General features: G+C 44.7%; 23 protein-coding genes and 1 tRNA gene. 18 read left to right on the forward strand and 6 right to left on the reverse strand.

Annotated elements, in window-relative coordinates; genetic code table 11:
• Positions 1-2 precede the first annotated feature (2 nt).
• From rsmG to THEBA_RS01615, 3 genes are read left to right on the forward strand one after another with little or no spacing between them, the layout of a single operon-like run.
• On the forward strand, positions 3-680 hold the full coding sequence (rsmG, locus tag THEBA_RS01605; RefSeq protein ID WP_014730175.1) for a 16S rRNA (guanine(527)-N(7))-methyltransferase RsmG: 678 nt from the start codon (positions 3-5) through the stop codon (positions 678-680).
• Positions 677-1,381, forward strand: coding sequence for a 16S rRNA (cytidine(1402)-2'-O)-methyltransferase (gene rsmI / locus THEBA_RS01610; RefSeq protein ID WP_006491765.1), 705 nt, complete (start codon positions 677-679; stop codon positions 1,379-1,381). The genes rsmG and rsmI overlap by 4 nt, the downstream gene beginning before the upstream one ends.
• Positions 1,374-2,009: a site-2 protease family protein gene (locus THEBA_RS01615; RefSeq protein WP_006491766.1), complete on the forward strand. Its 636-nt coding sequence runs from the start codon at positions 1,374-1,376 to the stop codon at positions 2,007-2,009. Before rsmI ends, THEBA_RS01615 begins: the two co-directional genes overlap by 8 nt.
• Here the strand turns inward: THEBA_RS01615 and THEBA_RS01620 are convergent.
• Positions 2,006-2,992, reverse strand: a complete 987-nt coding sequence (locus THEBA_RS01620) for a DHH family phosphoesterase (RefSeq protein ID WP_006491767.1) — start codon at positions 2,990-2,992, stop codon at positions 2,006-2,008. The two genes, THEBA_RS01615 and THEBA_RS01620, sit on opposite strands and share 4 nt — an antisense overlap.
• Positions 2,989-3,813: a purine-nucleoside phosphorylase gene (locus THEBA_RS01625; RefSeq protein WP_006491768.1), complete on the reverse strand. Its 825-nt coding sequence runs from the start codon at positions 3,811-3,813 to the stop codon at positions 2,989-2,991. The genes THEBA_RS01620 and THEBA_RS01625 overlap by 4 nt, the downstream gene beginning before the upstream one ends.
• 136 nt (positions 3,814-3,949) lie before the next feature.
• Here THEBA_RS01625 and acpP point away from each other — a divergent pair, with 136 nt between their 5' ends.
• Genes acpP through THEBA_RS01650 form a run of 5 tightly spaced genes read left to right on the forward strand, consistent with a single transcriptional unit; the run spans position 3,950 to position 9,185 of the window.
• Positions 3,950-4,201 (forward strand): acyl carrier protein, encoded by a 252-nt coding sequence (acpP, locus tag THEBA_RS01630; protein ID WP_006491769.1) that lies wholly within the window; start codon positions 3,950-3,952, stop codon positions 4,199-4,201.
• A complete protein-coding gene (locus tag THEBA_RS01635) occupies positions 4,198-5,136 on the forward strand; it encodes an RluA family pseudouridine synthase (RefSeq protein WP_006491770.1) in 939 nt (312 codons plus the stop codon). Before acpP ends, THEBA_RS01635 begins: the two co-directional genes overlap by 4 nt.
• Positions 5,124-5,894: a hypothetical protein gene (locus THEBA_RS01640; protein ID WP_006491771.1), complete on the forward strand. Its 771-nt coding sequence runs from the start codon at positions 5,124-5,126 to the stop codon at positions 5,892-5,894. The genes THEBA_RS01635 and THEBA_RS01640 overlap by 13 nt, the downstream gene beginning before the upstream one ends.
• Complete coding sequence (locus THEBA_RS01645) at positions 5,825-7,336, forward strand: DUF5693 family protein (RefSeq protein WP_148269969.1); 1,512 nt, start codon at positions 5,825-5,827, stop codon at positions 7,334-7,336. The genes THEBA_RS01640 and THEBA_RS01645 overlap by 70 nt, the downstream gene beginning before the upstream one ends.
• A 25-nt stretch (positions 7,337-7,361) precedes the next feature.
• Positions 7,362-9,185: a PEGA domain-containing protein gene (locus THEBA_RS01650; RefSeq protein WP_006491774.1), complete on the forward strand. Its 1,824-nt coding sequence runs from the start codon at positions 7,362-7,364 to the stop codon at positions 9,183-9,185.
• Between the two features lie 32 nt (positions 9,186-9,217).
• Here THEBA_RS01650 and THEBA_RS01655 read toward each other — a convergent pair whose 3' ends face one another.
• Complete coding sequence (locus tag THEBA_RS01655; protein WP_014730177.1) at positions 9,218-9,913, reverse strand: pseudouridine synthase; 696 nt, start codon at positions 9,911-9,913, stop codon at positions 9,218-9,220.
• Between the two features lie 109 nt (positions 9,914-10,022).
• Here THEBA_RS01655 and recJ point away from each other — a divergent pair, with 109 nt between their 5' ends.
• From recJ to mreB, 5 genes are all read left to right on the forward strand, one after another.
• Entirely contained in the window at positions 10,023-13,166 is a 3,144-nt protein-coding gene (gene recJ, locus THEBA_RS01660) for a single-stranded-DNA-specific exonuclease RecJ (protein ID WP_014730178.1), read from the forward strand.
• Entirely contained in the window at positions 13,159-13,419 is a 261-nt protein-coding gene (locus tag THEBA_RS01665; RefSeq protein WP_014730179.1) for a DUF3343 domain-containing protein, read from the forward strand. Before recJ ends, THEBA_RS01665 begins: the two co-directional genes overlap by 8 nt.
• Entirely contained in the window at positions 13,412-14,122 is a 711-nt protein-coding gene (ruvX, locus tag THEBA_RS13960) for a Holliday junction resolvase RuvX (protein ID WP_081484590.1), read from the forward strand. The genes THEBA_RS01665 and ruvX overlap by 8 nt, the downstream gene beginning before the upstream one ends.
• A tRNA-Arg gene (locus THEBA_RS01670) sits at positions 14,101-14,176 on the forward strand. The genes ruvX and THEBA_RS01670 overlap by 22 nt, the downstream gene beginning before the upstream one ends.
• 24 nt (positions 14,177-14,200) lie before the next feature.
• Positions 14,201-15,211 carry a rod shape-determining protein gene (gene mreB, locus THEBA_RS01675; RefSeq protein ID WP_014730180.1) on the forward strand — a complete coding sequence of 337 codons (1,011 nt, stop codon included), beginning with the start codon at positions 14,201-14,203 and terminating at the stop codon, positions 15,209-15,211.
• An 8-nt stretch (positions 15,212-15,219) separates the two neighbouring features.
• On the opposite strand, the gene THEBA_RS01680 is transcribed toward mreB, so the two are convergent.
• Positions 15,220-16,029 carry a DUF368 domain-containing protein gene (locus tag THEBA_RS01680; RefSeq protein ID WP_014730181.1) on the reverse strand — a complete coding sequence of 270 codons (810 nt, stop codon included), beginning with the start codon at positions 16,027-16,029 and terminating at the stop codon, positions 15,220-15,222.
• A gap of 137 nt (positions 16,030-16,166) precedes the next feature.
• Here THEBA_RS01680 and sufC point away from each other — a divergent pair, with 137 nt between their 5' ends.
• From sufC to sufU, 5 genes are read left to right on the forward strand one after another with little or no spacing between them, the layout of a single operon-like run.
• Positions 16,167-16,919 carry a Fe-S cluster assembly ATPase SufC gene (gene sufC / locus THEBA_RS01685; protein ID WP_014730182.1) on the forward strand — a complete coding sequence of 251 codons (753 nt, stop codon included), beginning with the start codon at positions 16,167-16,169 and terminating at the stop codon, positions 16,917-16,919.
• 2 nt (positions 16,920-16,921) lie between these two features.
• On the forward strand, positions 16,922-18,316 hold the full coding sequence (sufB, locus tag THEBA_RS01690; RefSeq protein WP_014730183.1) for a Fe-S cluster assembly protein SufB: 1,395 nt from the start codon (positions 16,922-16,924) through the stop codon (positions 18,314-18,316).
• 10 nt (positions 18,317-18,326) lie between these two features.
• On the forward strand, positions 18,327-19,529 hold the full coding sequence (locus THEBA_RS01695; protein ID WP_014730184.1) for a SufB/SufD family protein: 1,203 nt from the start codon (positions 18,327-18,329) through the stop codon (positions 19,527-19,529).
• On the forward strand, positions 19,501-20,727 hold the full coding sequence (locus tag THEBA_RS01700) for an aminotransferase class V-fold PLP-dependent enzyme (RefSeq protein WP_014730185.1): 1,227 nt from the start codon (positions 19,501-19,503) through the stop codon (positions 20,725-20,727). The genes THEBA_RS01695 and THEBA_RS01700 overlap by 29 nt, the downstream gene beginning before the upstream one ends.
• On the forward strand, positions 20,724-21,164 hold the full coding sequence (sufU, locus tag THEBA_RS01705; RefSeq protein WP_014730186.1) for a Fe-S cluster assembly sulfur transfer protein SufU: 441 nt from the start codon (positions 20,724-20,726) through the stop codon (positions 21,162-21,164). The genes THEBA_RS01700 and sufU overlap by 4 nt, the downstream gene beginning before the upstream one ends.
• A 52-nt stretch (positions 21,165-21,216) precedes the next feature.
• Here the strand turns inward: sufU and THEBA_RS01710 are convergent, their stop codons facing one another.
• Both THEBA_RS01710 and THEBA_RS01715 read right to left on the reverse strand, forming a co-directional pair.
• Entirely contained in the window at positions 21,217-21,486 is a 270-nt protein-coding gene (locus THEBA_RS01710; protein WP_014730187.1) for a hypothetical protein, read from the reverse strand.
• A gap of 3 nt (positions 21,487-21,489) precedes the next feature.
• Positions 21,490-23,187 carry a tetratricopeptide repeat protein gene (locus THEBA_RS01715; protein ID WP_014730188.1) on the reverse strand — a complete coding sequence of 566 codons (1,698 nt, stop codon included), beginning with the start codon at positions 23,185-23,187 and terminating at the stop codon, positions 21,490-21,492.
• Positions 23,188-23,250 lie beyond the last annotated feature (63 nt).

Here is a 23,250-nt window from a genome sequence, read left to right on the forward strand (position 1 = left end):
AAATGGTTTTCTCGAGTGAATTTCTTGAGCCGTCGTTTTTCGCGAAATATGAAAAACTTATAGAGCTCATGCTCTCTTCTCCCCACAATCTAAGCTCAATTAAGGAATTTGAAAGAGCAATGACAGTTCACATCGAAGACACCATTATTCCGTTTGAAGGTTCTTCTCTATCGGGCCGCTGCATAGACATTGGAAGTGGAGGCGGGATCCCAGGTCTTGTTTTGGCGATTTCTTTTCCTAAGTCAAACTGGACACTTCTTGAATCAATCGCAAAGAAAACCAGGGAGATCGAAAGATTTGCCCGGGATTTAGACCTGACAAATGTTGCCGTAAAGACAGCAAGAGCAGAAGAATTCGCAAAAGAAGCAGGAGAGACTTTCGACTCAGCCTTCTTGAGGGCAGTTGGCAGATGCGATATTTCGCTGGAACTCGCGGCTCCTCTTGTTAAGGTTGGGGGATACATCTACCTTTACAAGGGTCCCGGGTGGCTTGATGAGAAGGTGTTTTCTGATGCAGCAGAAAGAGTTCTTGGATTACGGCTCTCGTGTGAAAAAGAGTACAGACTTTCTGACGGTTCGAAGAGGTTTATGGTAGTTTACGAGAAGGAAAGAGCTACTCCGAGTGAGTTTCCAAGAAGATCAGGAGTTGCGTCGAAGCTTCCTCTTGGAGGTCGAAAGTGACTGAGAAAAAGGGGAAACTCTGGATCGTAGGCACTCCCATTGGAAATCTCGATGACATGACGATTAGAGGGAAGAGAGTGTTTGAGGAAGCCGATTTGATCCTTGCAGAAGATACGAGGAGAATGAGGTCACTTCTCTCCTCTCTAGGGATAGAAAACAAAGATGTGGTATCCCTCAATATGCATAACCAGGAAGAAAGACTGTCTTTCATAATTCGAAAGCTTGACGAAGGAGCAGAGATCGCACTTTCCAGTGACGCAGGAATGCCCGTCATCTCTGATCCAGGGGCCAAAATCATCAGGGTTTGCCGCGATAGAGGTTTTGAAGTTGACGTTTCGCCAGGTCCAAGTGCCGTTACATCGGCAATTGCTATCAGCGGTTTTCCAGGAAGTCATTTCACATTTCTCGGCTTTCTGCCTAGAGGCAAGAATCGGAGAAGACTGTTGAGAAAGATTTCTCGGGGTAGTTACGGCGAAAGCCTCATTGTATTCTTCGAGTCACCATTCAGACTAATGGAGACATTGCGCGAAATCCTTGAAATTATTGGCGACAGAGAGATATTCATCGGAAGAGAGCTGACCAAGCTCTTCCAGGAGTCTTTTTTCGGATGCGTTTCTGACGCTATCCAGAAGTTCGCGTTTTCCGAAGTGAAGGGAGAGATAACGGTCGTTCTATCAGGAAGGGATGAGGAAGATGTTTGAGATGATGAGGAATTTCTTTTGTCTAACTCCCGCCATTGCTGCGGCAATACTCTCCCATGAGTATGCTCGCTTTATAACCGCGAGACGTTTCGAAGCCACCAAGCCGGAATGGGGAGGACCCGGCTTCATCAGAAGAATTGACCCTGTCGGTTTATTAATGTTCTATTTCTTCAAGTTCGGCTGGTCGAGACCGTTTCCCGTCAACTACTGGAAGCTCAGAAAAGCCAAGTATTTCAAGGCAATACTGACGGCACTTTCCGGATCTATTGCGAACTTCTCGCTTGGAGTTATCACAGGTCTGATCTTCTATCTCTCCGGTCTTCACAGGTTCTCCACCTTCATGCCAGAAACGGTCAGCTCTTTTCCCGCAAGTTATTTAGCAGACGTTGTTTACTGGACAATGGTGATAAATCTTAACACTGCGCTTTTCAACTTGATCCCTATACCCCCTCTTGACGGGGCAAACATTGTTACAATGCTTGTTCCGGAGAGCCAAGTGAACTGGCTTGTCAAATATGAACTATATGGAATACTGACACTTCTCGTGCTGTCACTCATGGGGATAATCCAGCTTATTATGTGGCCTATAACCCAGTTCATACAGCTTCTGGCTAGATTAATAGCCTAATGTTTTTCTTTTTGTTGAAGTTGAGAATCTATCATTTCAATCGTTTCGGCAAGAGCATCCTCTAGATTGCCGTCGTATCTCAGAGTGAAACCGGAAGCCTTTTGATGTCCTCCCCCTCCAAACGCAACGGCGATTTTGCTAACGTCGAAGTAGCTCTTCGATCTCAGCGAGACATGAGCTTCTCCTTTACTCGCTTCTGAGGCAAACAGAGCAACTTCAACGCTCTTTATCGATCTCAGATCGCCGACGAAACCCACAAAATCATCTTCTGTGAGTGAGTACTTTTCAAAATCCTCCAACTCAAGGTAGGAATATGCAAACCTGCCGTTTGATAGCATCTTTATATTGTCGATCGCATCCCTCTCAAGGAAAAGTTCTTCGATCTTTCTTGTTTCAAGGATTGACGTTGCCACGAAGGTGGGATCTGCTCCTAATCTCACAAGCTCCGCAGCGGCCTCGAAAACCGAGCTATCTACATTCGAATATCTGAAGAAACCAGTATCTGTTGCAATGCCTATGTAGTTCATCAGTGCGAGATCGGCGTCATATTCAACATCCATGAGTTTTAGAAGGTCAAGAACCATTTGAGCAGCCGAAGAATATGATGGATCTACCCAACAGTCGTCTGCAAAATAGGTGTTGGTTGCGTGGTGATCAATAACCACTGAAGGGATTCCTTTTCGCAAAAGCTGTTCAAATCTACCGATTCTATCTGGAGATGAAGCGTCTACAATGATTATTAGATTGGGCTCCACAACATCATTACTGAAATCCTTAATTCTATCTATCCAGGGAAAGACTGTAAAATTCGCCGGAATCTTCCAGTCAATTGCCGGTGTAACCTTCTTGCCAAACTTCTCGAGTCCCATCGAAAGTGACACCACTGACGAGATACAATCACCATCTGGCATTATATGACCCACAACGAGAATGTCGTTGGCCTTCTGTATGCATGATACAATGCTGGTGATCTTCCTTATCATTGTTCAGTCTCCTTAATCGACTCAACCGCGTGCTGGACAACTGCAGTGAATTTGGGTCTTATTCTGTTTGCCGTTTTCACCACATCGGCATGAGTGAGCTTCTCCTTGAGGATCCCAGATGCCATATTTGTCACGCACGATAAAACCAGAAGCTTTATGCCACAATGTCTTGCGGCGATTACTTCGGGGACCGTCGACATCCCCACGAGATCTGCCCCGAAGAATTCAAAAGCCCTTATCTCTGCAGGCGTTTCATAACTCGGTCCCAGAGTCCAGCAGTAGGTTCCTTCCTTCAAATCTATCTTTGCTTTCTCGAGCCTTGATTTCAAAACTTTTAGCCAGGCAAAATCAATTATCTCCGACATGTCGGGAAATCTCGGGCCGTAACGGCGGTCATTTTCTCCCCTCAGAGGGTTGCGAAATCCAAAGTTTATGATATCTGTCACTGCAACTATATCTCCGGGAGAGAAGCTTCTGTTTATTCCGCCAGAAGCATTTGTAATGAGCAAGTTGCTTACGCCAAGTTCTTTAAAGAGATATATTGGTGAGGAAACGTCTTCAATTCTATGACCTTCGTAGAAGTGAAAACGTCCTTCCATTGCCACCACCGGGAGTCCTTGGAATGTCCCGAAGACTAGCCTGCCCGAATGACCTTCAACGGTAGCTGTGGGAAATCCCGGAATTTCTCTGTAATCTATTGCCAAGGGTTCTTCAAATTGCTCAGTAAGGTAACCCAGTCCCGACCCAAGTATCATCGCAACTTTCGGAAAAGTCGTTAGGCGCCTGACAACTGTTTCTTTCATCTCTGTATAGAGTCTCATAGCAAACCTCCAGAAGTAAAGACCTTCAAATTATTATATAATAATGAAAGCTTCTAGGAATCCAGAATTTGACTTTGGAGCCTGGTATCACTATAATTATTGCAATTTGAGAAAGATCTCGAAGGGAGGATGTCCTTTGACAGTTGATGAAGTATTCGACAGAGTAAAAACAATAATTTCTGAGAAGCTTGGAGTCGAGGAAGATGAAATCGCCATGGATTCAGATTTGACCGAGGATCTCGGAGCAGATTCACTCGATTTGGTCGACCTGGTAATGGCACTTGAGGACGAATTTGATTTCAAGGTTGAAGACGAGCAGATCGAGAACATCTCCACAGTTGGGGATATTGTGGAGAGTATCGGCAAAGGTCTAGGCGTTGAGGATTGAATTTTCTAAGGGGGCTTAATGCCCCCTTTAATTTGAGTGGAGTGATTTCGATCGAAAAGGAGTTCAAAGTAACAAAAGAAAATTTTTACGAGAGATTGGACCGGGTTTTGAGGAAAGAGCTTTCCGATTTGAAGCTCTCCTCAATATACAAATTGCTGAGAAGGGGCAATGTTAGGGTCAATGGGAATAAAATCAGAGACGGCTCATGGAAAATGGAAATAGGCGATAAGGTTCAGGTAGTCTTCTCGGGAGATCCTTCGAAACTGAAGCGTCTTGAAGAATCGCGCGAACTGACGCCTAAGCACATTCCACTCGACATTTTGTTCGAAGATGATCTTATTGTTGCAGTTGACAAACCTTCAGGAATCTCCGTTCATCCTGGTAAGGGAATCCAGATAATCACCCTGGTTGAAGGATTGATGGCGTACGGGAATTCGAAAGGTTTTGTTCCTCGCCCCGTTCACAGGCTTGATAAACACACTTCTGGCGTAATCCTCTTCGCGAAATCCCCGGAGGCTGCTAGAGAGCTTTCAAAGCTATTCAGAGAACGGGGAGTCGAAAAAGGTTACTTCACTCTTGTGAAGGGATTTCCTGAAAAGAGAGGAAAACTTGTTTCGCAGAGAGAGAAATTCGTCGAATCCCTGGCTTTCACAGTTGAGAAGAGCTATGCTACGACGTCTTTGTTGTGGATCGATCTATTTACTGGAAAGAAGCACCAGATCCGTCGACAGTTAAGTGAAGCGGGTTATCCAGTTGTCGGAGACGATGTGTATGGAGACAGACTGTTCAATAGAGACTTCAAGAAAGAAACGGGGCTCAGGCGATATTTTCTTCACTGTTCAAGGCTTTCCTTCGCTAGAAATGACGGAAAAGAAATAGAGATCATCTCTGAACTCCCCGGCGACCTTAAGAGGGTGCTGGGTTGCCTCGAATAAGATTTGTATTTCTCATTATTGTGGTTGTTTTCTCTTCACTCGCGGTGGCAGGTCAGGCGGAGATCAGAAGTGAGATTGAGGAAGCGAATGCAGAGCTTTCAGAAATCTATGGTTTCTCGGTAAAATACAGTCTTACGATTTTAAAGGGTGAAGGTCACGAGCAGCCTGCGGCAATAGACAATAATGGAATATATCAAATCTTTCTTTACACCTCTTCATATAAACCGGGAGTTGCGAGGCATGAACTCGCCCATGTTTATTTCTTTGAGTACCTGAGAATCAGGGATATTAATCCTGACGAAATTCCGCTGTGGTATCATGAGGTGATTGCCGAGGGATTTCAGAACCTTCACACTGGGACTAGGAGGTCGGCTTTAAGAGTAGCGTTTTTTGACTTCACAGAATACGAGGAGAAATACCCGGTTAAGGATGATCAAAGTGTCTTCTACGGGGCAGTGGCAAGCTTTGCCGATTACATTCTCAAGAGGAATTCGTACAACAAACTACTAGAAGTTGTCAATGAGTTCTCTACTGAAAGAGAAATAGACACCGCTTTTTTGAATGTGTTTGGATCCACTGTTCGTTCAATGCTTTTAAAATGGAGGATTGTTTTTTTGCTTCCATATTCCCCGTTTGTTGTCGGTGTAGTATTATTTCTTTATCTTCTGATCGGGAGGAGAGATAAGTATTGGCGGAAGTTCCCGTTAGACCTAAGAAGCCTCGAAGAAGACGAAGAAACGAAAAACAGAAGAATGTAATCAGTCTTGGGAACGGCATAGTTATCGTTGTTTTTGTTGTGGGTCTGCTTATGTCTCTTCTATATATTCCTTGGAGAGTCTCCCTGGATTCTAATTACAACCGTGCAGCTCTTGTTACCGAGAAGAAGGTTGACGGCGTTCCATCAAAGCAGCTGATTTACGTAGATAATCTGACGGAAATTTCAGAACTCGGCTCTGCGGTTGTCTTTATGGATCTCAGAGATGACTGGAATAGACTGGAGGAAATTCTAGATTTGCAGGTTCCTGTGATACTTACGGGGGTTTCTCCGTACCCTGTTTCGGAACTAGCTTCTATTCTGGATAGTCATTGCGCTTATACTGGCTACATGGAGTTTGACGAAAGAGGGCAGTACGTTCTTGACGTCTTAAAGGCCCGAGATAACAAGTCTCTGGTTTTCCGCGTCCACAATCTGAAGAAGAAAGAGTACCCAAATTACGATATCGATAGAGCTGTAACGAGGTACATTAGATCAGTTAGGGAGCGAAGTGTCGACGCATTGCTTTTCTTAACTCCTCCGGTTGATTTCGACTATGATGAGCTAGTTCACAAATCCTACGAGGAACTAAACGAACAGGACTTAATCTCTGACGAAATAACATCTCCGAGGACTGGCTCATCAAGATTCAAATTGCTTTCAGCGTTGTTCATATTTGTGTTGATCCTATCAGTTAGTCCGCTTGGCGCCGTTGGAATCACAGTTGTGTTTCTACTTTTCCCGACTATCGGTCTGCCTCTGGCAGCAATTGCAGGGGAGTTTGCGATTTACAGAAGGTTGTCTTCTCTAGATACCGGGGTTTTCAGAGGGTTACTACTATTCTTTTCGCTTTCTGTTTTTCTGGGAATCTCTATCAATGCATCCATGGTCGGAGTCGAATTCCAGAATGGTCTAGAGCTCTTCAGGGGTGTGAAAGTATCTCTTGTTGCCCTCCCCGGTTGGTTATTCGTAACCGGTTTTATGAAGAGTGTCTCCAGAAAAATATCTAAGGGCGACCTGTTGGTATTTGTGTTTGCCGGAATAGCGGCCGGTTACTACATTCTTAGAAGTGGAAACTTTTCCTTTGTTCTTGACTCCGAAAGAATGGTAAGGGACTATCTAGACAATCTCCTGCTGGTTCGTCCACGTTTCAAAGAGCTACTTGCATATCCTTTGCTAGCCATCCTGATTCACTTCTCTTTCAACATCAAGGGAAAACTCGCTCCAGTCATTGCATCGGGAGGATCTCTTGTGATAGTGTCGATCGTCAATACCTTCTGTCATGCCACCGTCCCACTTTGGACGGGACTGCTGAGAAGCTTGTACGGTCTATTATTCGGGACAGTTGTTTCAATGATATTGATTACATTTGTCAAGAAGTATAGTAGAAGCTGTAAGGATGTTGAAGTACTGTTGAACGAGAGTGACGAAGACGAGTCTAATTAATATCTGATGATAGGAGGGATGGATTGTGAAGAAGATAATTCTTGTTTTTCTCAGTTTGTTTCTGGCGATATCTTTGTTTGGTATAGTTTCTTACGATCTTCAGAAGGTCATTATCGTGCCTGAAGAACCACAAGGAGGTCTTGAAGTTTCAATTTGGCTGGACAGAGACATAGGCTCTCTATATTACTCCGGCGAGGAGGTAAAGACTTATTTCAAAGTCAATAAGGATGCCTATGTGGCAATTTACGATATCACTCCCAACGGCGAGATTCAGCTGATATTTCCAAATGGTTTTGACCGCAACAATTTCCTGAAAGCTGGAGTAACGTACACGCTTCCAACGGAAAACGCCAATACGAGATACAGGCTTCAGTTGACAAGCGAAACCGGTGGCGGTAAGGAGATATTCCAAATAGTGGCATCTACGATGCCTCTTGGATTTCTGGATGCCCTGATGGCCAAGGCCGAAGCGGGAGACATTTTTCCAAAAGCAAGTTCTAAGGCCGAGGACTTTGTCGTGTCAAAAGTAATACCCGTAATCGACAAACAGGAGTATGCAGTCTCCACAACCTGGTTCTACCTGGACATAATGCCGAGCACGGGACGCGCAAGAATAACTACGACCCCGTCAGGCGCAACGATATATATTGACGGCAAGATGGTTGGCACAAGCCCGCTCAGCATGGATCTAGATGATGGAAACCACATTGTTACGGCTTATAAGAGTGGTTTCAGGAGCGAAACCAGACAGTTCTCAGTGATAAGCGGGAGAACCGTTGATGTTCAGCTAGACCTTAAGAAGTTCGTCAGCGAATATCAGCTCTCGATCGTCACGAACCCGAGTGATGCTGTTGTCTATATCGATGGAAGTCTGATAGGTCGGACACCTTTGAATGTAACTCTGGAAGAAGGGACCAAGAATCTCAGTGTTTCGAAGTCCGGTTATGTGACTTACACGGAAACACTGGTTCTAAACCGGAACATATCCAAATCAATTACATTGACCCCGATCGTCCAGAACTATCAGCTCTCAGTAATTACTAGTCCCTCCGGGGCAGATGTCTATGTAAACAATGCCTATATTGGTCGCACTCCTTTGAACGTAACTCTCGAAGCTGGAACGAAGAACCTCAGAATAGAGAGGTCTGGTTATGAGACTTATTCCGAAAGCTTTATGCTCGACCGTTCGATATCCAAGTCGATTACTCTGTCGCCTCTAGTGAGAGAGTACAGATTGAGCGTTACAAGTTCGCCTTCGAACGCTCTGGTGTACATCAATGGTAGCTATCAGGGGAGAACACCGCTGAACCTTAACTTGAGAGAAGGAACCTACACGGTTAGAGTTACTGCGAATGGATATGATGACTTCTCCACAAGCGTTTCGCTTGATAGAGATAGGCAGGTCAGCGCTACCCTGTACGCAAAGAAGGCAAGGTTAACCGTTGAGACAGAGCCAACCAATGCGTCCGTCTTTGTTGACAACGTTTATGTCGGCAGATCACCGCTCTCAATCGATGTGGATGCCGGAAGACATACTATAAGAGTAGAGAAATCAGGTTATATCACCGATAGTAAGGAAGTAAATCTTGCCGCTGGAACGAGTTCTTCAACGAAGATAATACTTGTTGAGGAAAGGCCAGTCGCAAGAATCACCATTTCTTCAGATCCTTCTAACGCAAGAATATTCATAAACGGGAGAGACTATGGCAGAACCAACAGAGTTGTAGAACTAGATCCCGGATACTACGAGGTAGTCCTGGTGCTAGACGGGTATCGCGTGTCGGTGACATACCGTTACTTTGGAAAGGGAGATCACAATCTCTCGTTCAATCTTTCAAGGATAGACTGACATTCGTTCGTTGCTTCGAAGATAACCGGGACTCAAGTCCCGGTTATCTTTTTCCTGTCGTTCTCTGAGAGAAGCTGCCAGTCTCCTGGTCGTAGCTCCTCAGATAGACAGTAAGATCCAATCCGCCTTCTATGCAGCTGGATTACTTTGTTTCCTGATGCAGAAACAAGTCGCTTTACCTCATGGTATCGGCCTTCCGTTAGAACGATCCTCATATGAAAGTGATCGATTTGCTCGACATGAGTCGGCTTCGAAAACTCATTGTTTCCAATGAAGAGCCCTTGTGAAATCATGGAAATCTCTTTCTTGGTTATCTCTTTGGCTGTTTCCACAAGGTATTCCTTTTCAACAAGCTTTCTGGGCGAAATCACTTCGTGAATGAACTTGCCGTCGTTAGAGAGTATCAAAAGTCCCGTTGCGTCCTTGTCCAACCTTCCTCCAGTTGACAGATCTGCCGAGAAGTTCGCGTCGATGAGTTCGAATACGCTTCTGCCTTCGCTTCTTTCTCTTGAGCAAACGTAACCTTCAGGCTTGTTAAGGGCAATATAAACATTCCAAAAAGCCTCTAGAGGTCTTCCGTCAACAATGACAGTGTCTGTTTCATCAACTACTTCAGAAGGATTGTTCGTGAGGACTCCGTTTAGACTCACTCCATTGCTTCTAATTATTCTCCTGCTTTCACTTCGGCTGAAGCGCCCAAATCTCGACACAAAGGCGTCTAGTCTCATACATAGATTGTACAACACCATTTCTTGGGATACAAGTCGTCAACTTCTCCGGGCTATTGGTCAGAATGGTATAATCTTCTCAAAAGAAAAAAAGAGAGGGTGGATCTTTATGAGAAAGGAGTGGCTTCTCCTAAAGCCCGATGATGAGGCCGTAAACAGATTGGTCGAATTCATGGGCATTGACGCTTTTTTGGCGAGATTACTGGTAACGCGTGGAATAGATAACGAAGTTGAAGCGATGAAGTTCCTGAATCCCGACAAGACGATTCTCCACGATCCTTTCCTTCTTGAAGACATGCCTTTGGCGGTTCGTACGATCATCGAGACCCGCGATAGAAACGAAAGCATAGTCGTCTTTGGCGATTACGATGTCGACGGTGTGACGAGCACCGCACTCCTATACCTCGCAATGAAGAGGATGGGATTCAATGTTAGCTATTACATTCCTCTGAGACTCGAAGAAGGTTACGGATTGAGCAAGGACGCAATCAAAGATTTGAGGGATCAGGGGCACAGCCTCCTCATAACCGTAGATTGCGGAGTCACTTCCTTTGACGAAATCAAGTTCGCAAAGGAGATCGGATTCAACGTTGTTGTTACGGACCATCACGAAGTGAAAGATCTCCTCCCGCCTGCCGACGCAGTTGTCAACCCAAAGAGGCCCGACGACGATTATCCTTTCAAAGGATTGGCCGGGGTTGGTGTGGCCTTCAAGTTGCTTGTCGCTTTGAACGAAACCCTTCACTGTCCTATAGATCCCGAGGAGTACCTGGATATTGTGGCGCTCGGTACGATTGCGGATATAGTACCTCTAAGAGATGAGAATCGCTACATTGTTAAAGAAGGAACGGCAAAGATTCAGAGCAGTCCGCTACTCGGATTAAAAGCGCTTCTTTCTTACCTGAGAATTCCTTCGGAAAACCTTACTGCACAGGACATTGCATTCAAGATTGCCCCAAAACTCAACGCTGCGGGAAGAATGGATTCAGCAATTGTGGCACTTGAACTATTGATTAGCGAAGATATGGATTCGGCAATGAACACTGCTAGCCGTCTATTGAAGCACAATCAGAACAGACAGACTATCGAGGCGAAAATCTTTGAACAAACGGAAAGGGATCTTGAGAATACTGCGAGTTTCAAAGACGATTTCGCGCTGGTTATAGATGGCGACAACTGGCATCTGGGAGTGCTTGGGATTGTCGCGTCAAGACTCGTGTCGATTCACAACAAGCCGGTGTTCTTGATAGCTACAAACGGCTCCGATGGAAAGGGTTCCGCAAGAAGCCCTGCCGGTGTAAGCATAATAAGCCTGCTTAACGAGGTCTCGGGTCTGTTGAGGGAGTTCGGCGGGCATGAGATGGCGGCCGGTTTCAGTATTGACAAAGAAAAAATATCGGAATTCAGGTCTGCAATTAACGATGCTTACATAAAGCTATACGGTTTGAAGCAGCCGGTTTTCAAGATTGACGTTGACGATGTTCTTACTCTTGATTCTATTACCCCCTCGATACTCGATAAGCTTGAATTGTTGAGACCTTTTGGGCATTCCAATCCCGAGCCGAAATTCTTGATCAAAGGCTTGAACATTGAAAAGGCAAAGATGTTTGGTAGCGGAAGCGACCATGTGAAACTCATACTGCGCTCTGGAGACCGAAAGACTCTTGCAATAGGTTACAACATGGGCACCATGTTCGATGATTTCAAGTATGTCAAGCCAAACCTTCTCAAGGTAGACGCCATTGCCTCTATAAAGAATGATAATCTTTATGGACTGCAGAGTGTAAAACTTTCCTTGTCTGACGCGAGGTTGTACATTGATCCCGTATTCGAAGAGGAAGTTAGAGACAAGAACTTTGTCTTTGAGTTCATAAGAGACTGGAAGAACCAACAACCGGGCTTGCAGATTAAGTCGGACGTCTCGGCGCTAATAGCTGAACTGGAGAAGAAGGTGTCACATAAGTGTCCGGAATTCATGGACGTAAGTGCGAAGAATCCCTGGGGAATCTTCGGTAACATAAGGCTGAAGAATCCGTTCCTTGCGCTCAAGATTCTGAAGAATTATCAGAAGGGCAAGAGAACTTTCATTGTTTCTGCCATCAATGGCACACTTGCCCACACATATTATTCTTTGCAGCATTATCTGGATTCGATAAAGCCAATCTTTGCCAATTCACTTTACAGAGGCAAACTGGACGAGCCAGTTGTCTTCGTTACATTACCCTTCTTCGTTGAAAGATTCAACGAAATTTCGGATTCAGCCGGCGAGATAATCTTTGACGAACCGTCTTATATTCTTTCCGGCATATTTAAGGATCATCCAGACCTTGAAGGTTTCTTCAATAACATCGATAAAGTTCTCGGCATTTCCGGTTTTTCTGGAAGCATTTTCTGTGATGACCTCAAAGAGTTCTTCCTGGACAAGAGAATCTCGCACGTGTATAAACCAAGTCCAATAAAGAGAGTTGGCATTATAGACAACCGCGGCTCGAGAAAGAAAGTGGAGCAGGTGATGTCAATAGTAGGCCACGGGGAAAATGTGGCAGTAATTGTTGACTCTCCTCACAAGACGGTTTCTCTTGCAAAATCTATGGGTTCAAGGTTGTCTCACGCTCTGCAAAACGGTGAACTGATTTTCTACAACTATCTTCTCAAGGATTTCCAGAGATCGGTTATCTACTCTCTTGTCGAAAGACAGAAGATTCGGGTCCTTATAACGACTCCTTCAAGTGATGGTCTCGGGGTTACACTGGGCAATTCAAATATTGTCTTTTACAGTGCTCCGAGAAACTTCCTGGAAGTAATCGATGCCGTTGCTACAAGGCCCGGTGAAGATTCCGAACTTTTCTTGAATCTCTCCTTCAACAAGGCGGACCTCGTTTCAAACACAAGCGAAATGGACCGTTTGTTTCCCACTGTTGAGGAGTTGGAAGCCGTTTATCAGGACTTGAAAGAGGTACTCCCTGCGTCGGAGAGAGACATAAAGAAGGCTCTGAGCTTTGAAGACGGTATCTCTAAGGTCTTCCTCTCAATGCTTGAGGAAATGGAGTTGTTGAGTGCGGACAACGGTGTCTGGTACAGTAACTCGGAAGCAGCCCTCGACACGACACAGGTGAAGAAGACCCTGAGATACAGAGAAGGTGTGGCAGAGAAGAGAATGACGAGATGGTTCGCTACAAAGTTATCTACTATGACTACAAGGGGGCTATTAAGGAGTCTAACCAATGCCGAAGAGGTGCTGAAGGTTGGTTGATACCCGTAAGCTGGATGCTCTGATAGTAGTCTCCCAAGGAGATATAATCAAAGTTCTATCATTACTGAGGAATCATGGTTTCCAGACAAAGGTTTTCCCCACACCACCCGGTCTATTCCCCGGATGTTCGCTTTCCATCGCAGTTTCTTCAAATGTTGTCGATTCAGTTCTGGTGCTTCTCAAGCAACATAACGTAGAAGTTATGTATTCCGCTTTGTGCGATGAGAATCCCGTGAAGTCATTCTATGATTAGACTGGGGATTGATTTCGGAACATCCAGAATAGGACTGGCATTACAGGTTGAGAACATCGAAATTCCTCTATTCGCAATAGATCACACCGGCTACAAAAAAAATCTTCTGAGGATTATTGAGGAGAAGGGAATTGAGGAGATTGTAATCGGCCTCCCCATATCAATGTCCGGTAGATTCAGTGAGTCCACTCTGAAGGCCGTTTCATTTGCAGAGAAAGTCAAGAGTATCTTCCCTGGACGAGTATTCCTGGTCGATGAGACCCTTACAACCGAAACTGCCAGGCGTCTTTCGAGTGAGGCCGGACAAGACTTCTCTAAAGCGAGGGATGTTTTCAGTGCTATCCAGATCCTGCGGAACTATTCGTCCGGAATGTCGAAAAAATGGGAGGTAAAAGAAGAAAGAGGCGTTTGCAGAGACCTACCCAGGCTGGCTTCAGAAAGTAGAGTGTTGTTTTATAGGCCGCGATCTGCAATGATTGAAGGTCTTGATTGTCTTGAAACTGAGCCGGGTGTCCTTGTCGAGGATCCTCAAGTCTTCCTTTCTTTCGTAAGAAGAGGGATGAAACCCGTCAATATTGTTGACGATATTGACTTTTCATCTTACGATATAATAGTAATCGCTTGTGGAGAAGAGCTCGATGGGATGGTCGATCTGAACTCGGAAGGTCCGCAGGTTATTGAGTGCTCGTGGCTCAACGGATAGAGCGCTGGACTCCGGATCCAGAGATTGTGGGTTCAAATCCCACCGAGCACGCCATATAGGCAACGCGGGAGGTCTTGTATGAAAAAAGGCGATTTAGGAATCGATTTGGGTACCGCTTCTCTCTTGGTCTTCCAGAAGGGCAAGGGCATCGTCATAGACGAACCGTCTGTTATAGCTGTTGAAGCCAAGACCGGAAAAATTATAGCGATAGGATCCGATGCTAAGGAAATGATCGGGAAGACGCCAAAGGATATCAAGGCGGTAAGGCCAATTCGAGACGGAGTGATCGCCGATTATCAGATAATAGAACAGGCCCTGAAAGATCTTGTTAAGAGGACCCGTACGAAGTTCTCTTTCTCGAGGCCGGCCGTTGTTGTCGGGGTTCCGGCGAAGGTAACTAGTGTTGAGAGAAGAGCCGTTATTGAAGCCACCACCGCCGCAGGTGCAAGTAAGGTTTACCTCGTTCTTGAACCCATCGCTGCTGCCATCGGAGCCGGTCTTCACATTTTTGATTCGGTAGGAAACATGGTTGTCGATATTGGAGGGGGGACCTCCGATATCGCGGTGATCAGCCTTGGCGGGATAGTTGTTTCGCGCTCCCTAAGAACTGCTGGAGATGCTATGGACGATGCAATAATCAAATTCGTAAAACGCAAGTACAAGTTTCTCATAGGCAGCTCAACCGCAGAGGACGTAAAAACCAAAATAGGAAAGGCCTTTCCAACGCTGGAGAGTTTTGAACTAGAAGTACGTGGAAGAGACGCACTGAATGGCCTTCCCGGGAACATAAGAATCACTTCCGATGATGTTCACGAAGCCATTTCTCAGATTCTTCAGGAGATCGTATTGAATCTGCGCCAGATTTTGGAAGATACGCCTCCTGAGATCGCTGCGGACATAATGGATACCGGTGTGGTTCTTACAGGTGGTGGTTCCCTAATTAGGGGACTTCCAGACTTGATTATTCAAGAGACTGGAATAAAGACAGTTGTTGCAGAGGATCCGAGAACCTGTGTCGTAAAAGGTATAGGTGAGTTGCTCGATTGTGACAAGCGCCTTCATAGAGTCGCGATCAATCACAGTAAGTAGTCAGGGTTCTATTCTGTCTTTTTTTCGAACATGCTTAAAAGATACGAAATCGCCAGTCCAGAAACCAATCCGATAATAATCTGAAGAACATTTGAATTGCTTCCGGGTCTCGTAAATAAATCAGGAAGTGAACCTATCATTAGACCTAGGAGAAAAGCGAATGTCTGACTCCGGAATCTCTTCATCAGAAATTTCATTAATCTGCTCACGAATACAATTCCAAGGATAACTCCAACTCCTATGAACACTATGATTATGAAATCGAAGTGTCTTAATGCAGCTATAGCCCTAGTGTATTCACCCATAATCAACAAAATGAAGGCACCGCTGAGACCTGGCAGAACCATCGCAGCTGCACCGAAGAATCCAGCAAAAACATCATACAAAAGGCTCGCTGTATTGTGATTTAGAACAGCTTCTTTTCCCGGCCCTGAAGCAAGAATGGAAACAAGATAGACGAGCAAACCCCCTATTACAAGGAAAGAAAATGAGCTGGAATCGAATTTCTCGATTCTCTTGAATACAACGGGAGTTCCTCCTATGACAAGTCCCGAAAAGATGCCGTACATCAAAGAAGGAACTCTCGAAAGAGAAACATCTATTAGGGTTGAAAAGCCGAGGATTCCTATAACAATCCCCGCAACAATTTCGATGAGGAAAACGACATCTTCTTTGCGAATCTTAAAAGCGGACACTGAGGAAATCGAGCCCACGAAACGTTCATATAAGCCTCCAAGGAGTGCAATAGTGCCTCCGCTCACTCCTGGAATAAGATTGGCAAGACCCATGAGGACACCTATAAAGACTACATAGAGCATCAAGCACCTCCATACCTTAATTTCTCCAATTATATATCCTTGAAACGGTATCGTACTTATTGGTGTTGATTATCGGCAATAATTGTCGGCATTATGTTATAATCCAGATAATAATTACCGGGTTTGGAGGGAATGGAATGACTCTTTTAGAAGCTAAGAACTTGCACGTAGTATTGGCGGAAGATGACGTAAAGATATTGAAAGGGTTGAGTCTCACAATAGGAAACGGGGAGCTACACGTTATTATGGGACCCAATGGTAGCGGTAAATCAACGCTTGCGAATGTGCTGATGGGGAACCCCAAATACAGAGTTACTGGTGGTACTGTGAAATTCATGAATAAGAATATATCTAGATTAACCGTAGATGAAAGAGCTCGAATGGGAATGTTCATGACCTTTCAGCATCCTCAGGAAATTCCAGGGATCAGACTCAGGAGCTTTCTTATGTCAGTCTCTCAAAGTACGGGCAGCAGGGTGCCATTGCTGAAAATGAGCAAGGAAATCGACGAACTATCTCTTGAACTTGGTCTAGAAAGTGAATTAATAGACAGATATTTGAACGTAGGTTTTTCCGGAGGAGAAAAGAAAAAAGCCGAGATAGTTCAGATGAACTTCATGAAGCCAAGGTTTTCGATTCTTGACGAAATAGATTCCGGGTTGGATGTTGACGCTATGAAAAGCATAGCGTTGTCAATAAACAGGTTCAGAAATCCAGAAAACTCAGTTTTACTAATCACACACTATCAGAGACTTCTTGAGTATGTTGAACCCGACCGTGTCCACATCTTGATCGATGGATTGATAGCAATGAGTGGAGGAAAAGAACTTGTCAGAGAAGTCGAAGAGAATGGATATGAAGCGATCTTTGACTCACTCAAGGGGGTCTGATCATGCGAGAAAAGGTCTTCCTAGACAGTTCAAGGTTTGATTTTCTTTCAAATACAAAGTACCGTTTTATGAGCGAAAGGGGATTCGGAGAGAGCCAAGTAATCGATATATCGAAAAGGAAGAATGAGCCCGAATGGATGCTTAAGAAGCGGCTTCAGTCTTTCAAGGCTTTCAGTCTCTCGAGCAAACCAGGATTCGGAGTAAGCACTGAGAGTCTTGATCTGAGCAGAATAATCTCCTATCTCGGTCCGGATTCCGACAAGCATAGATCCTGGGACGATGTTCCACAAGAAATTAGGGAGACCTTTGAGAAGCTTGGCATTCCCGAGGCGGAGAGAGAATCTCTTGCTGGAGTCGGTGCTCAGTTTGACTCGGAAATTGTGTATCAGAACATAAGGAAGGAGCTCGAAGAGCTTGGTATTGTCTTCCTCGACATGGAGACGGCTGTCAAAAAGTATCCTGAACTGGTAAGGAGATTTTTCATGAAGGCTGTTCCTCCGACAGATCACAGATTTGCGGCACTGCATGGAGCTGTCTGGAGTGGCGGTTCATTCGTTTATGTACCCAAAGGAGTCAAAGTCCCACTTCCTCTTCAGGCATATTTTAGAATGAACGTGGAAAGCAGTGGCCAGTTTGAGCACACGTTGATCATTGCAGATGAAGGTTCCGATCTCCAGTTCATAGAAGGCTGTTCAGCTCCGAGATTCAACGATCTCAATCTTCATGTTGGCATGGTAGAAATCTTTGTTCTAAAGGATGCTAAGGTCAGGTACTCTACGATTCAGAACTGGTCCAAGAACACGTACAACTTGAATACCAAGAGGGCAATTGTCGAAGAAGGCGGAACGATGGAATGGATATCTGGTTCACTGGGAAGCATGAAGACCATGCTCTATCCATCATCTGTTCTAAGAGGCAGGGGTGCCAGAGCTGAGCATCTTGGAATTACCTATGCCGGTCCCGGTCAGCATATGGATACAGGATCGAAGGTGATTCACCTGGCTCCAGACACAAGTTCACTGGTTGATGCCAGAAGCATCAGCGTGGGTGGAGGCTGGGCCTTTTATCGAGGTTTTTTGGACATTTCTCGAAGTGCAATGAACTCAAGGTCGTCGGTTAAGTGTACTGCTCTAATGATCGATAATGAATCAAGGGCCGATACTGTTCCAATAATCCAAGTGATGAATAATGCTGCAGAAGTCGGTCATGAGGCCAGAATTGGAAGATTAGGAGAAGAAGAGATTTTCTACCTTATGAGTCGTGGCTTAAGTGAATCGGAAGCCAAAGCGATCATAGTAAGAGGTTTCATGGAACCTGTTTCACATCAGCTACCTGTTGAATATGCAGTTGAGCTGAACAGACTGATAGACACGGAAATGGAAAGCAGCATAGGATGAGGTGGAAACAATGGAAATGACTACGGAATTGGTTCACAAAAACTTCGAAATGGTTAAACCAACAAGAAGAGAGGAACTGTCAATTAAGGACTACGACAACCGAGATTTTCTGATTTCGGCTGAGGCATCTTCGCCTGCGATGTTGGCTTTCATGAGTAACAGGTATTCAGAGTATAGAACGCTGGCCTTCCCCTCATGGAAAAGATTGAAGCTTACCGGGATGAAATTGCCGGAAATCTCTCCAAGGCGTAGTTTGTCTTACTCAGATCCTTTTGTCAGACCGCTTATTTCGATGAAGAGCGACGAGGTAGAGCTTCTCGATAAACTGGATTTTGAAGGTCTTGACAGAAAGATCCTTCTGCTAGGAGATATCTTCTTCAGCGAAGGATCAATGATTTCTATACCTCCGAACAAATCAGCGGAAAAGTCTTACTCAGTTGCATTTAACCGTGATTCAAGGATTTCGAGCAATATGTTTGTCTTAGGAGAAAATTCGAGTCTTAAAGTAGTAATCGATAGCGGACGTTTTGGAAACTGGCTGCTTCAGAACAACAGGTTCTTGATAAAGGAAGGCTCATCTTTAGAGCTTTTAGTCCTAAATAGAGTGACTGAAAGGGGACATGTTTTCATCAATAACCTGTATCTTCTTGAGAAAAACGCTAAGCTTAGGGTATTTGAGGTGAATTGTGGCAACGCGTCAACTGCGGCTTTTCACTTGGCTCTTTTAGAAGGAGAGAGGGCTCTTGCATCTTTTATGCCTCTTTTTGTGGCGAGAGGTGATACTGTTCTTGATATGCAATATGTTGTTAGACACAGAGCAAATTGGTCAGAGGGAAGAATTTCAGGGTCGGGTGTACTACTTGACAACAGCAGGAGTGTTTTCAGAGGGACAATAGACATTAAGAGAGGAGCAAAAGGAGTTAAGGGAAGCGAATACAGCAACATCTTAATGCTATCCGAGTCTGCAAGGGCTGATACAATACCTTCACTTCTTGTGGGAGAGAATCAAGTCGACGCTTTTCATGCAGCAACTGTGGGATCCATTGACGCGCAGAAGCTCTTCTATCTTATGTCGAGAGGACTTACAAGGGACCAGTCTATGAGCATCATCGTTCAAGGTAAGTTTGAGCCGACTTTAAGAGAAATCGATGAGATCTTCCCAGACCACTCGGGGGTGGTAAGAGATGAGTTTGAAAGAGACATCCGATATTAGCATCAAGGAAGTCAGAAGGGATTTCCCTGTCTTTCGACACTATCCGTCACTAGCCTATTTGGATAGCGCGGCGACCGCTCAAAAGCCGCAAAGTGTAATTGATGCGGTCAAGGGGTTTTACGAGCGTGAAAATGCAAATGTGCACAGAGCTGTCTACCCACTTGCGGAGAAATCGACAGCTCTTTATGAATCAAGTCGAAGCGAAGTTGCCAGGTTCATCGGAGCAGAAAGAGACGAATTAATATTCACAAAGGGCTCCACAGAGAGTCTGAACATCATTGCAAATGCACTGGCTACTTCCGGTCGGTACAAAACTTTTGTAGTCCCAACGTTCGAGCATCACAGTAACTTCCTTCCGTGGCAGTATCACAGCCTGAAGAATGAAATTAAGTTCGTGGCTTTGCCCATCATGGGGGCGGAGTTGACTATGACAGAGGTTGAAGAGAACCTAACTGGGGTAGAGGCGCCGTTTGTCTTTTCTATTGGGGGACTGATTAATGCCACAGGCTACAGAACTCCTTTTGAAGATTTGACTGAGCTTGTCCACTCTTTTGGCGGTTTGATAGTAATCGACGGAGCTCAACTGGTTCCGCATGAGATCTTTGATTTCAAGAAGGTCAACTCGGACTTTCTGGTCTTCTCCGGTCACAAAATGCTTGCAGAAACTGGAATTGGCTGTCTTGTTGGTAGGGCAGAACTCCTGGATGATCTCACACCATTTGTATTCGGAGGCGGTATGGTAGATCGGGTAAGTATTGAGACTTCGAGCTACGCAAAGGAGAGAACTTCCAGACTGGAAGGCGGAACACAGAACATTTCCGGTGCCGTTTCACTTGCATCGGCCTGCAGATACCTGAACAAGATCGGTATGTCCGCGATACATAAGCACGTTTCATATCTTACAGAAACCGCTAGAGAGATGCTAAAACAGATCTCTAATGTTACTGTTTACAGTCCGCCAGATAGTCATGCGATCTTGCTCTTTTCTCACAAGAATATACACTCTCACGATCTGGCCGAATTCCTTGGAAGAACTCAGGAAGTTGCGATCAGGAGCGGTCATCACTGTGCCCAACTTCAGATGGAGGCTCTTGGCATTACTTCTGCTTGTCGAGCATCATTCTACTTTTACAATACGGTTGAAGATGTGGAAAGACTTATCGAAGGGATTAGTAAGGCAGAGAGGTGGTTCTTATGAACTTCGAGCAATTATATTCCGACTTCATAATGTATCACTTCAAGAACAATAGCCACCGAGGACGGATAGAGGATTGCACTTACACAGTCGAAGGTTCGAACACTTCTTGTGGAGATTCGATCACTCTTTATCTGATTATTGGAAGAGGAGTTGTAGATACTATTGGATTTGAGGGTGAAGGCTGTGCGATAAGTCAGGCGTCAGCTGCAGTCATGACAGAGATTCTTGAAGGTAAGTCACTTGATGAAGCAGCTGCGACAATTGTGAATTTTGAGAAAATGATACGTGGTGAGGATTATGATGGGTCAAAAATAGGTGATGCCGCTTTTTTTGAGGGGTTGAAGGAACATCCTATGAGAGCGAAGTGCGTAATCCTTCCCTGGAAAACAGCTGCAAAGGTTTTGGTTTCCAAACAACAAAAAAAGACCGGTGCATAACACCGGTAATACTTTGCGCTGAAGTAACCCTACGAAATGATTATACACCTTTTCAGTCAGGATTATCAACTTTTTTGTTCTTTTCTTTCAAATATTCGTCCAGCTTCTCCTGCTCGTTGCTAAAAAAGTATTCTTTTGGGTTTTCAACCATTTTTGTGACTTCGCCGAAGAGAGAATCAAGGACACCTGTAAGCGTTTCTCTCTCCTTCTGATTAAACTCCGAACTCAGAATACTGGAGATTTTGTCTTCATCGGTTAGGTCGCTCGTATCATTCTCAAGTGCGTTGAAGAATCTTTCGAGTAACTCGTCAACGTTATTCATAATTTATCCTCCTGCCCCAGAAAGCCTGGAAATATAGTTGTTTAGCGAGTAATCGGGAGTCCTCAACTCGCTTATTGTTCCCTTTTCAAGTGAATATATGATAGTAAGCACCGCCTCTTCAGGATCTACATCCTGTTCCTCTTCAAAAGTGTCGATATCCGATCCTCCGTATTCAATTATCCTGGCAATGTTCAGCCCAAAGTCAAAGCTGAGATCCTTGATTTCTTCTATATACTCGTCCACGAACGCTTCGATTGTGAAAGGCAGACCGGAGAGAGACCATCTTTCAAGATACAACAGAGTCTTGAAAATCGCAGTCGTCTTACCCTTGCCGGAAACGAGGAAAGACATCAGATACGAAAGATACTCCTGCTGTGAAGGGAAAAACTGCATCTCAAAAATAAGTGTGGTGAACAGTCCAACTTCGGGTAAAGTGACCTCTCTCGTTTTGCCTGGAAGAAGCCCTTCAGATAGCAGAGAGATTCTCTCAGTCAAATCATCGATCCCCAGTTCAGTAAGAAGCTCTGTAAGCCTCTCGATATTTATCCTTCCGGATTCGATCAATCTGCAATCAGAGAATCCATCTCTAGCAATTTTGTTCTGCAATGATCTATAGTAAAACTCGTTCAGTGGTTCTTCAAAGGGAAGATCTCTCTTTATCTTACCTTCGGCAAGATATTTGTGAATCAGAAGCACATTCTTGAGCTCCACATATCTTTCCTCTGTTGCCTCGATCGCGCTATCATAATCACCCATCATATCAAGTATTCGTGCTTTCAGGACCAGAGCCTTTTCGTCTAGGGTCTCATTATAGTATCTCTCACAGTGAGAAAGAGAGTCCTCAAGCATTCCCATATTCTTCTCTGAGATGGCTAGTTCGTAAAGCACTTCGGAATTTCCACTGATCTTGAATGCAGTCTTCAAATCATCATAAGCCTCAAACAACTTCCCCTGTCTAGCCCTTGAAAAGGAGCGGTTGTAGAAACTCTTCCAGTCTTCCCCGAGTCCAATATTTTCGGAAAAAGTCGCCTCGGCTAAGGAATACTTTTGGGTTTCGTTCAAGATAACCCCCTTCCTGAGAAGGATTTCCGAATAAAGAGGAAACTGTTCATTCACGTTGTCAATAACTTCCATTGCGGCACTGTAATCTCCCTTTGAAATGAAACAGTCAATCGTGGCGACAAAAGGTAGAGGAAACTGTCCTCCAGACTTCTCAACGGACTTCACATATGAAGAGACCGCTTCGTCGTATTCCTCTTGAAGCTGAAACAATCTGCCAAGCTCATAATAACCAATGTAAAATTCCCGATTCATTTCTATCGCTTGTCTCAGCTCAATTTCCGACAACTCAATCTTTCCTTCCTCCCTAAGCAACAATCCAAGATAGAAATGATACCTATAGTCCTTTTTGATTTTTCCTGCCCTTTCCAGGAACTTCTTCGATTCATCGAAATTGCCGGAATTCAACGATCTTTTGAAGGCTTCATAGTAGTAATAAATTAGGTATGACTCATAATAATCGTCGCTCTCCAAAAGGCATTGAGCCTCAAGACCCCTTATGATTATGTCAAGGTCTATTCTGTCCAGGTCAAGAACATTCCCCATGTCCTGGACGAGGATCGGGAGCTTTATCGGGAGATTATTGGCCTTAGCCATTTCTGGCTTCAAAGGAAGGTAAACAATTACCGTTTTGTCATTCAAAATACCACCCGCCAACTCAGGCTTCTCGTTTGCTACAAATCCGCACATATTGTATAATACCAG

The organism is Mesotoga prima MesG1.Ag.4.2 (assembly GCF_000147715.2).
Classification (GTDB): Bacteria; Thermotogota; Thermotogae; order Petrotogales; family Kosmotogaceae; genus Mesotoga; species Mesotoga prima.

Bases quoted from the DNA above. Each gene is read 5' to 3' on its own strand.
- sufB (WP_014730183.1), top strand. From the start codon at position 16,922: ATGCGAGAAAAGGTCTTCCTAGACAGTTCAAGGTTTGATTTTCTTTCA.
- sufC (WP_014730182.1), top strand. From the start codon at position 16,167: ATGACTCTTTTAGAAGCTAAGAACTTGCACGTAGTATTGGCGGAAGAT.
- THEBA_RS01625 (WP_006491768.1), bottom strand. From the start codon at position 3,813: ATGAGACTCTATACAGAGATGAAAGAAACAGTTGTCAGGCGCCTAACG.
- THEBA_RS01710 (WP_014730187.1), bottom strand. From the start codon at position 21,486: ATGAATAACGTTGACGAGTTACTCGAAAGATTCTTCAACGCACTTGAG.
- THEBA_RS01655 (WP_014730177.1), bottom strand. From the start codon at position 9,913: ATGAGACTAGACGCCTTTGTGTCGAGATTTGGGCGCTTCAGCCGAAGT.
- mreB (WP_014730180.1), top strand. From the start codon at position 14,201: ATGAAAAAAGGCGATTTAGGAATCGATTTGGGTACCGCTTCTCTCTTG.
- THEBA_RS01680 (WP_014730181.1), bottom strand. From the start codon at position 16,029: ATGCTCTATGTAGTCTTTATAGGTGTCCTCATGGGTCTTGCCAATCTT.
- THEBA_RS01695 (WP_014730184.1), top strand. From the start codon at position 18,327: ATGGAAATGACTACGGAATTGGTTCACAAAAACTTCGAAATGGTTAAA.
- recJ (WP_014730178.1), top strand. From the start codon at position 10,023: ATGAGAAAGGAGTGGCTTCTCCTAAAGCCCGATGATGAGGCCGTAAAC.
- THEBA_RS01700 (WP_014730185.1), top strand. From the start codon at position 19,501: ATGAGTTTGAAAGAGACATCCGATATTAGCATCAAGGAAGTCAGAAGG.
- sufU (WP_014730186.1), top strand. From the start codon at position 20,724: ATGAACTTCGAGCAATTATATTCCGACTTCATAATGTATCACTTCAAG.
- rsmG (WP_014730175.1), top strand. From the start codon at position 3: ATGGTTTTCTCGAGTGAATTTCTTGAGCCGTCGTTTTTCGCGAAATAT.
- THEBA_RS01620 (WP_006491767.1), bottom strand. From the start codon at position 2,992: ATGATAAGGAAGATCACCAGCATTGTATCATGCATACAGAAGGCCAAC.
- ruvX (WP_081484590.1), top strand. From the start codon at position 13,412: ATGATTAGACTGGGGATTGATTTCGGAACATCCAGAATAGGACTGGCA.
- THEBA_RS01615 (WP_006491766.1), top strand. From the start codon at position 1,374: ATGTTTGAGATGATGAGGAATTTCTTTTGTCTAACTCCCGCCATTGCT.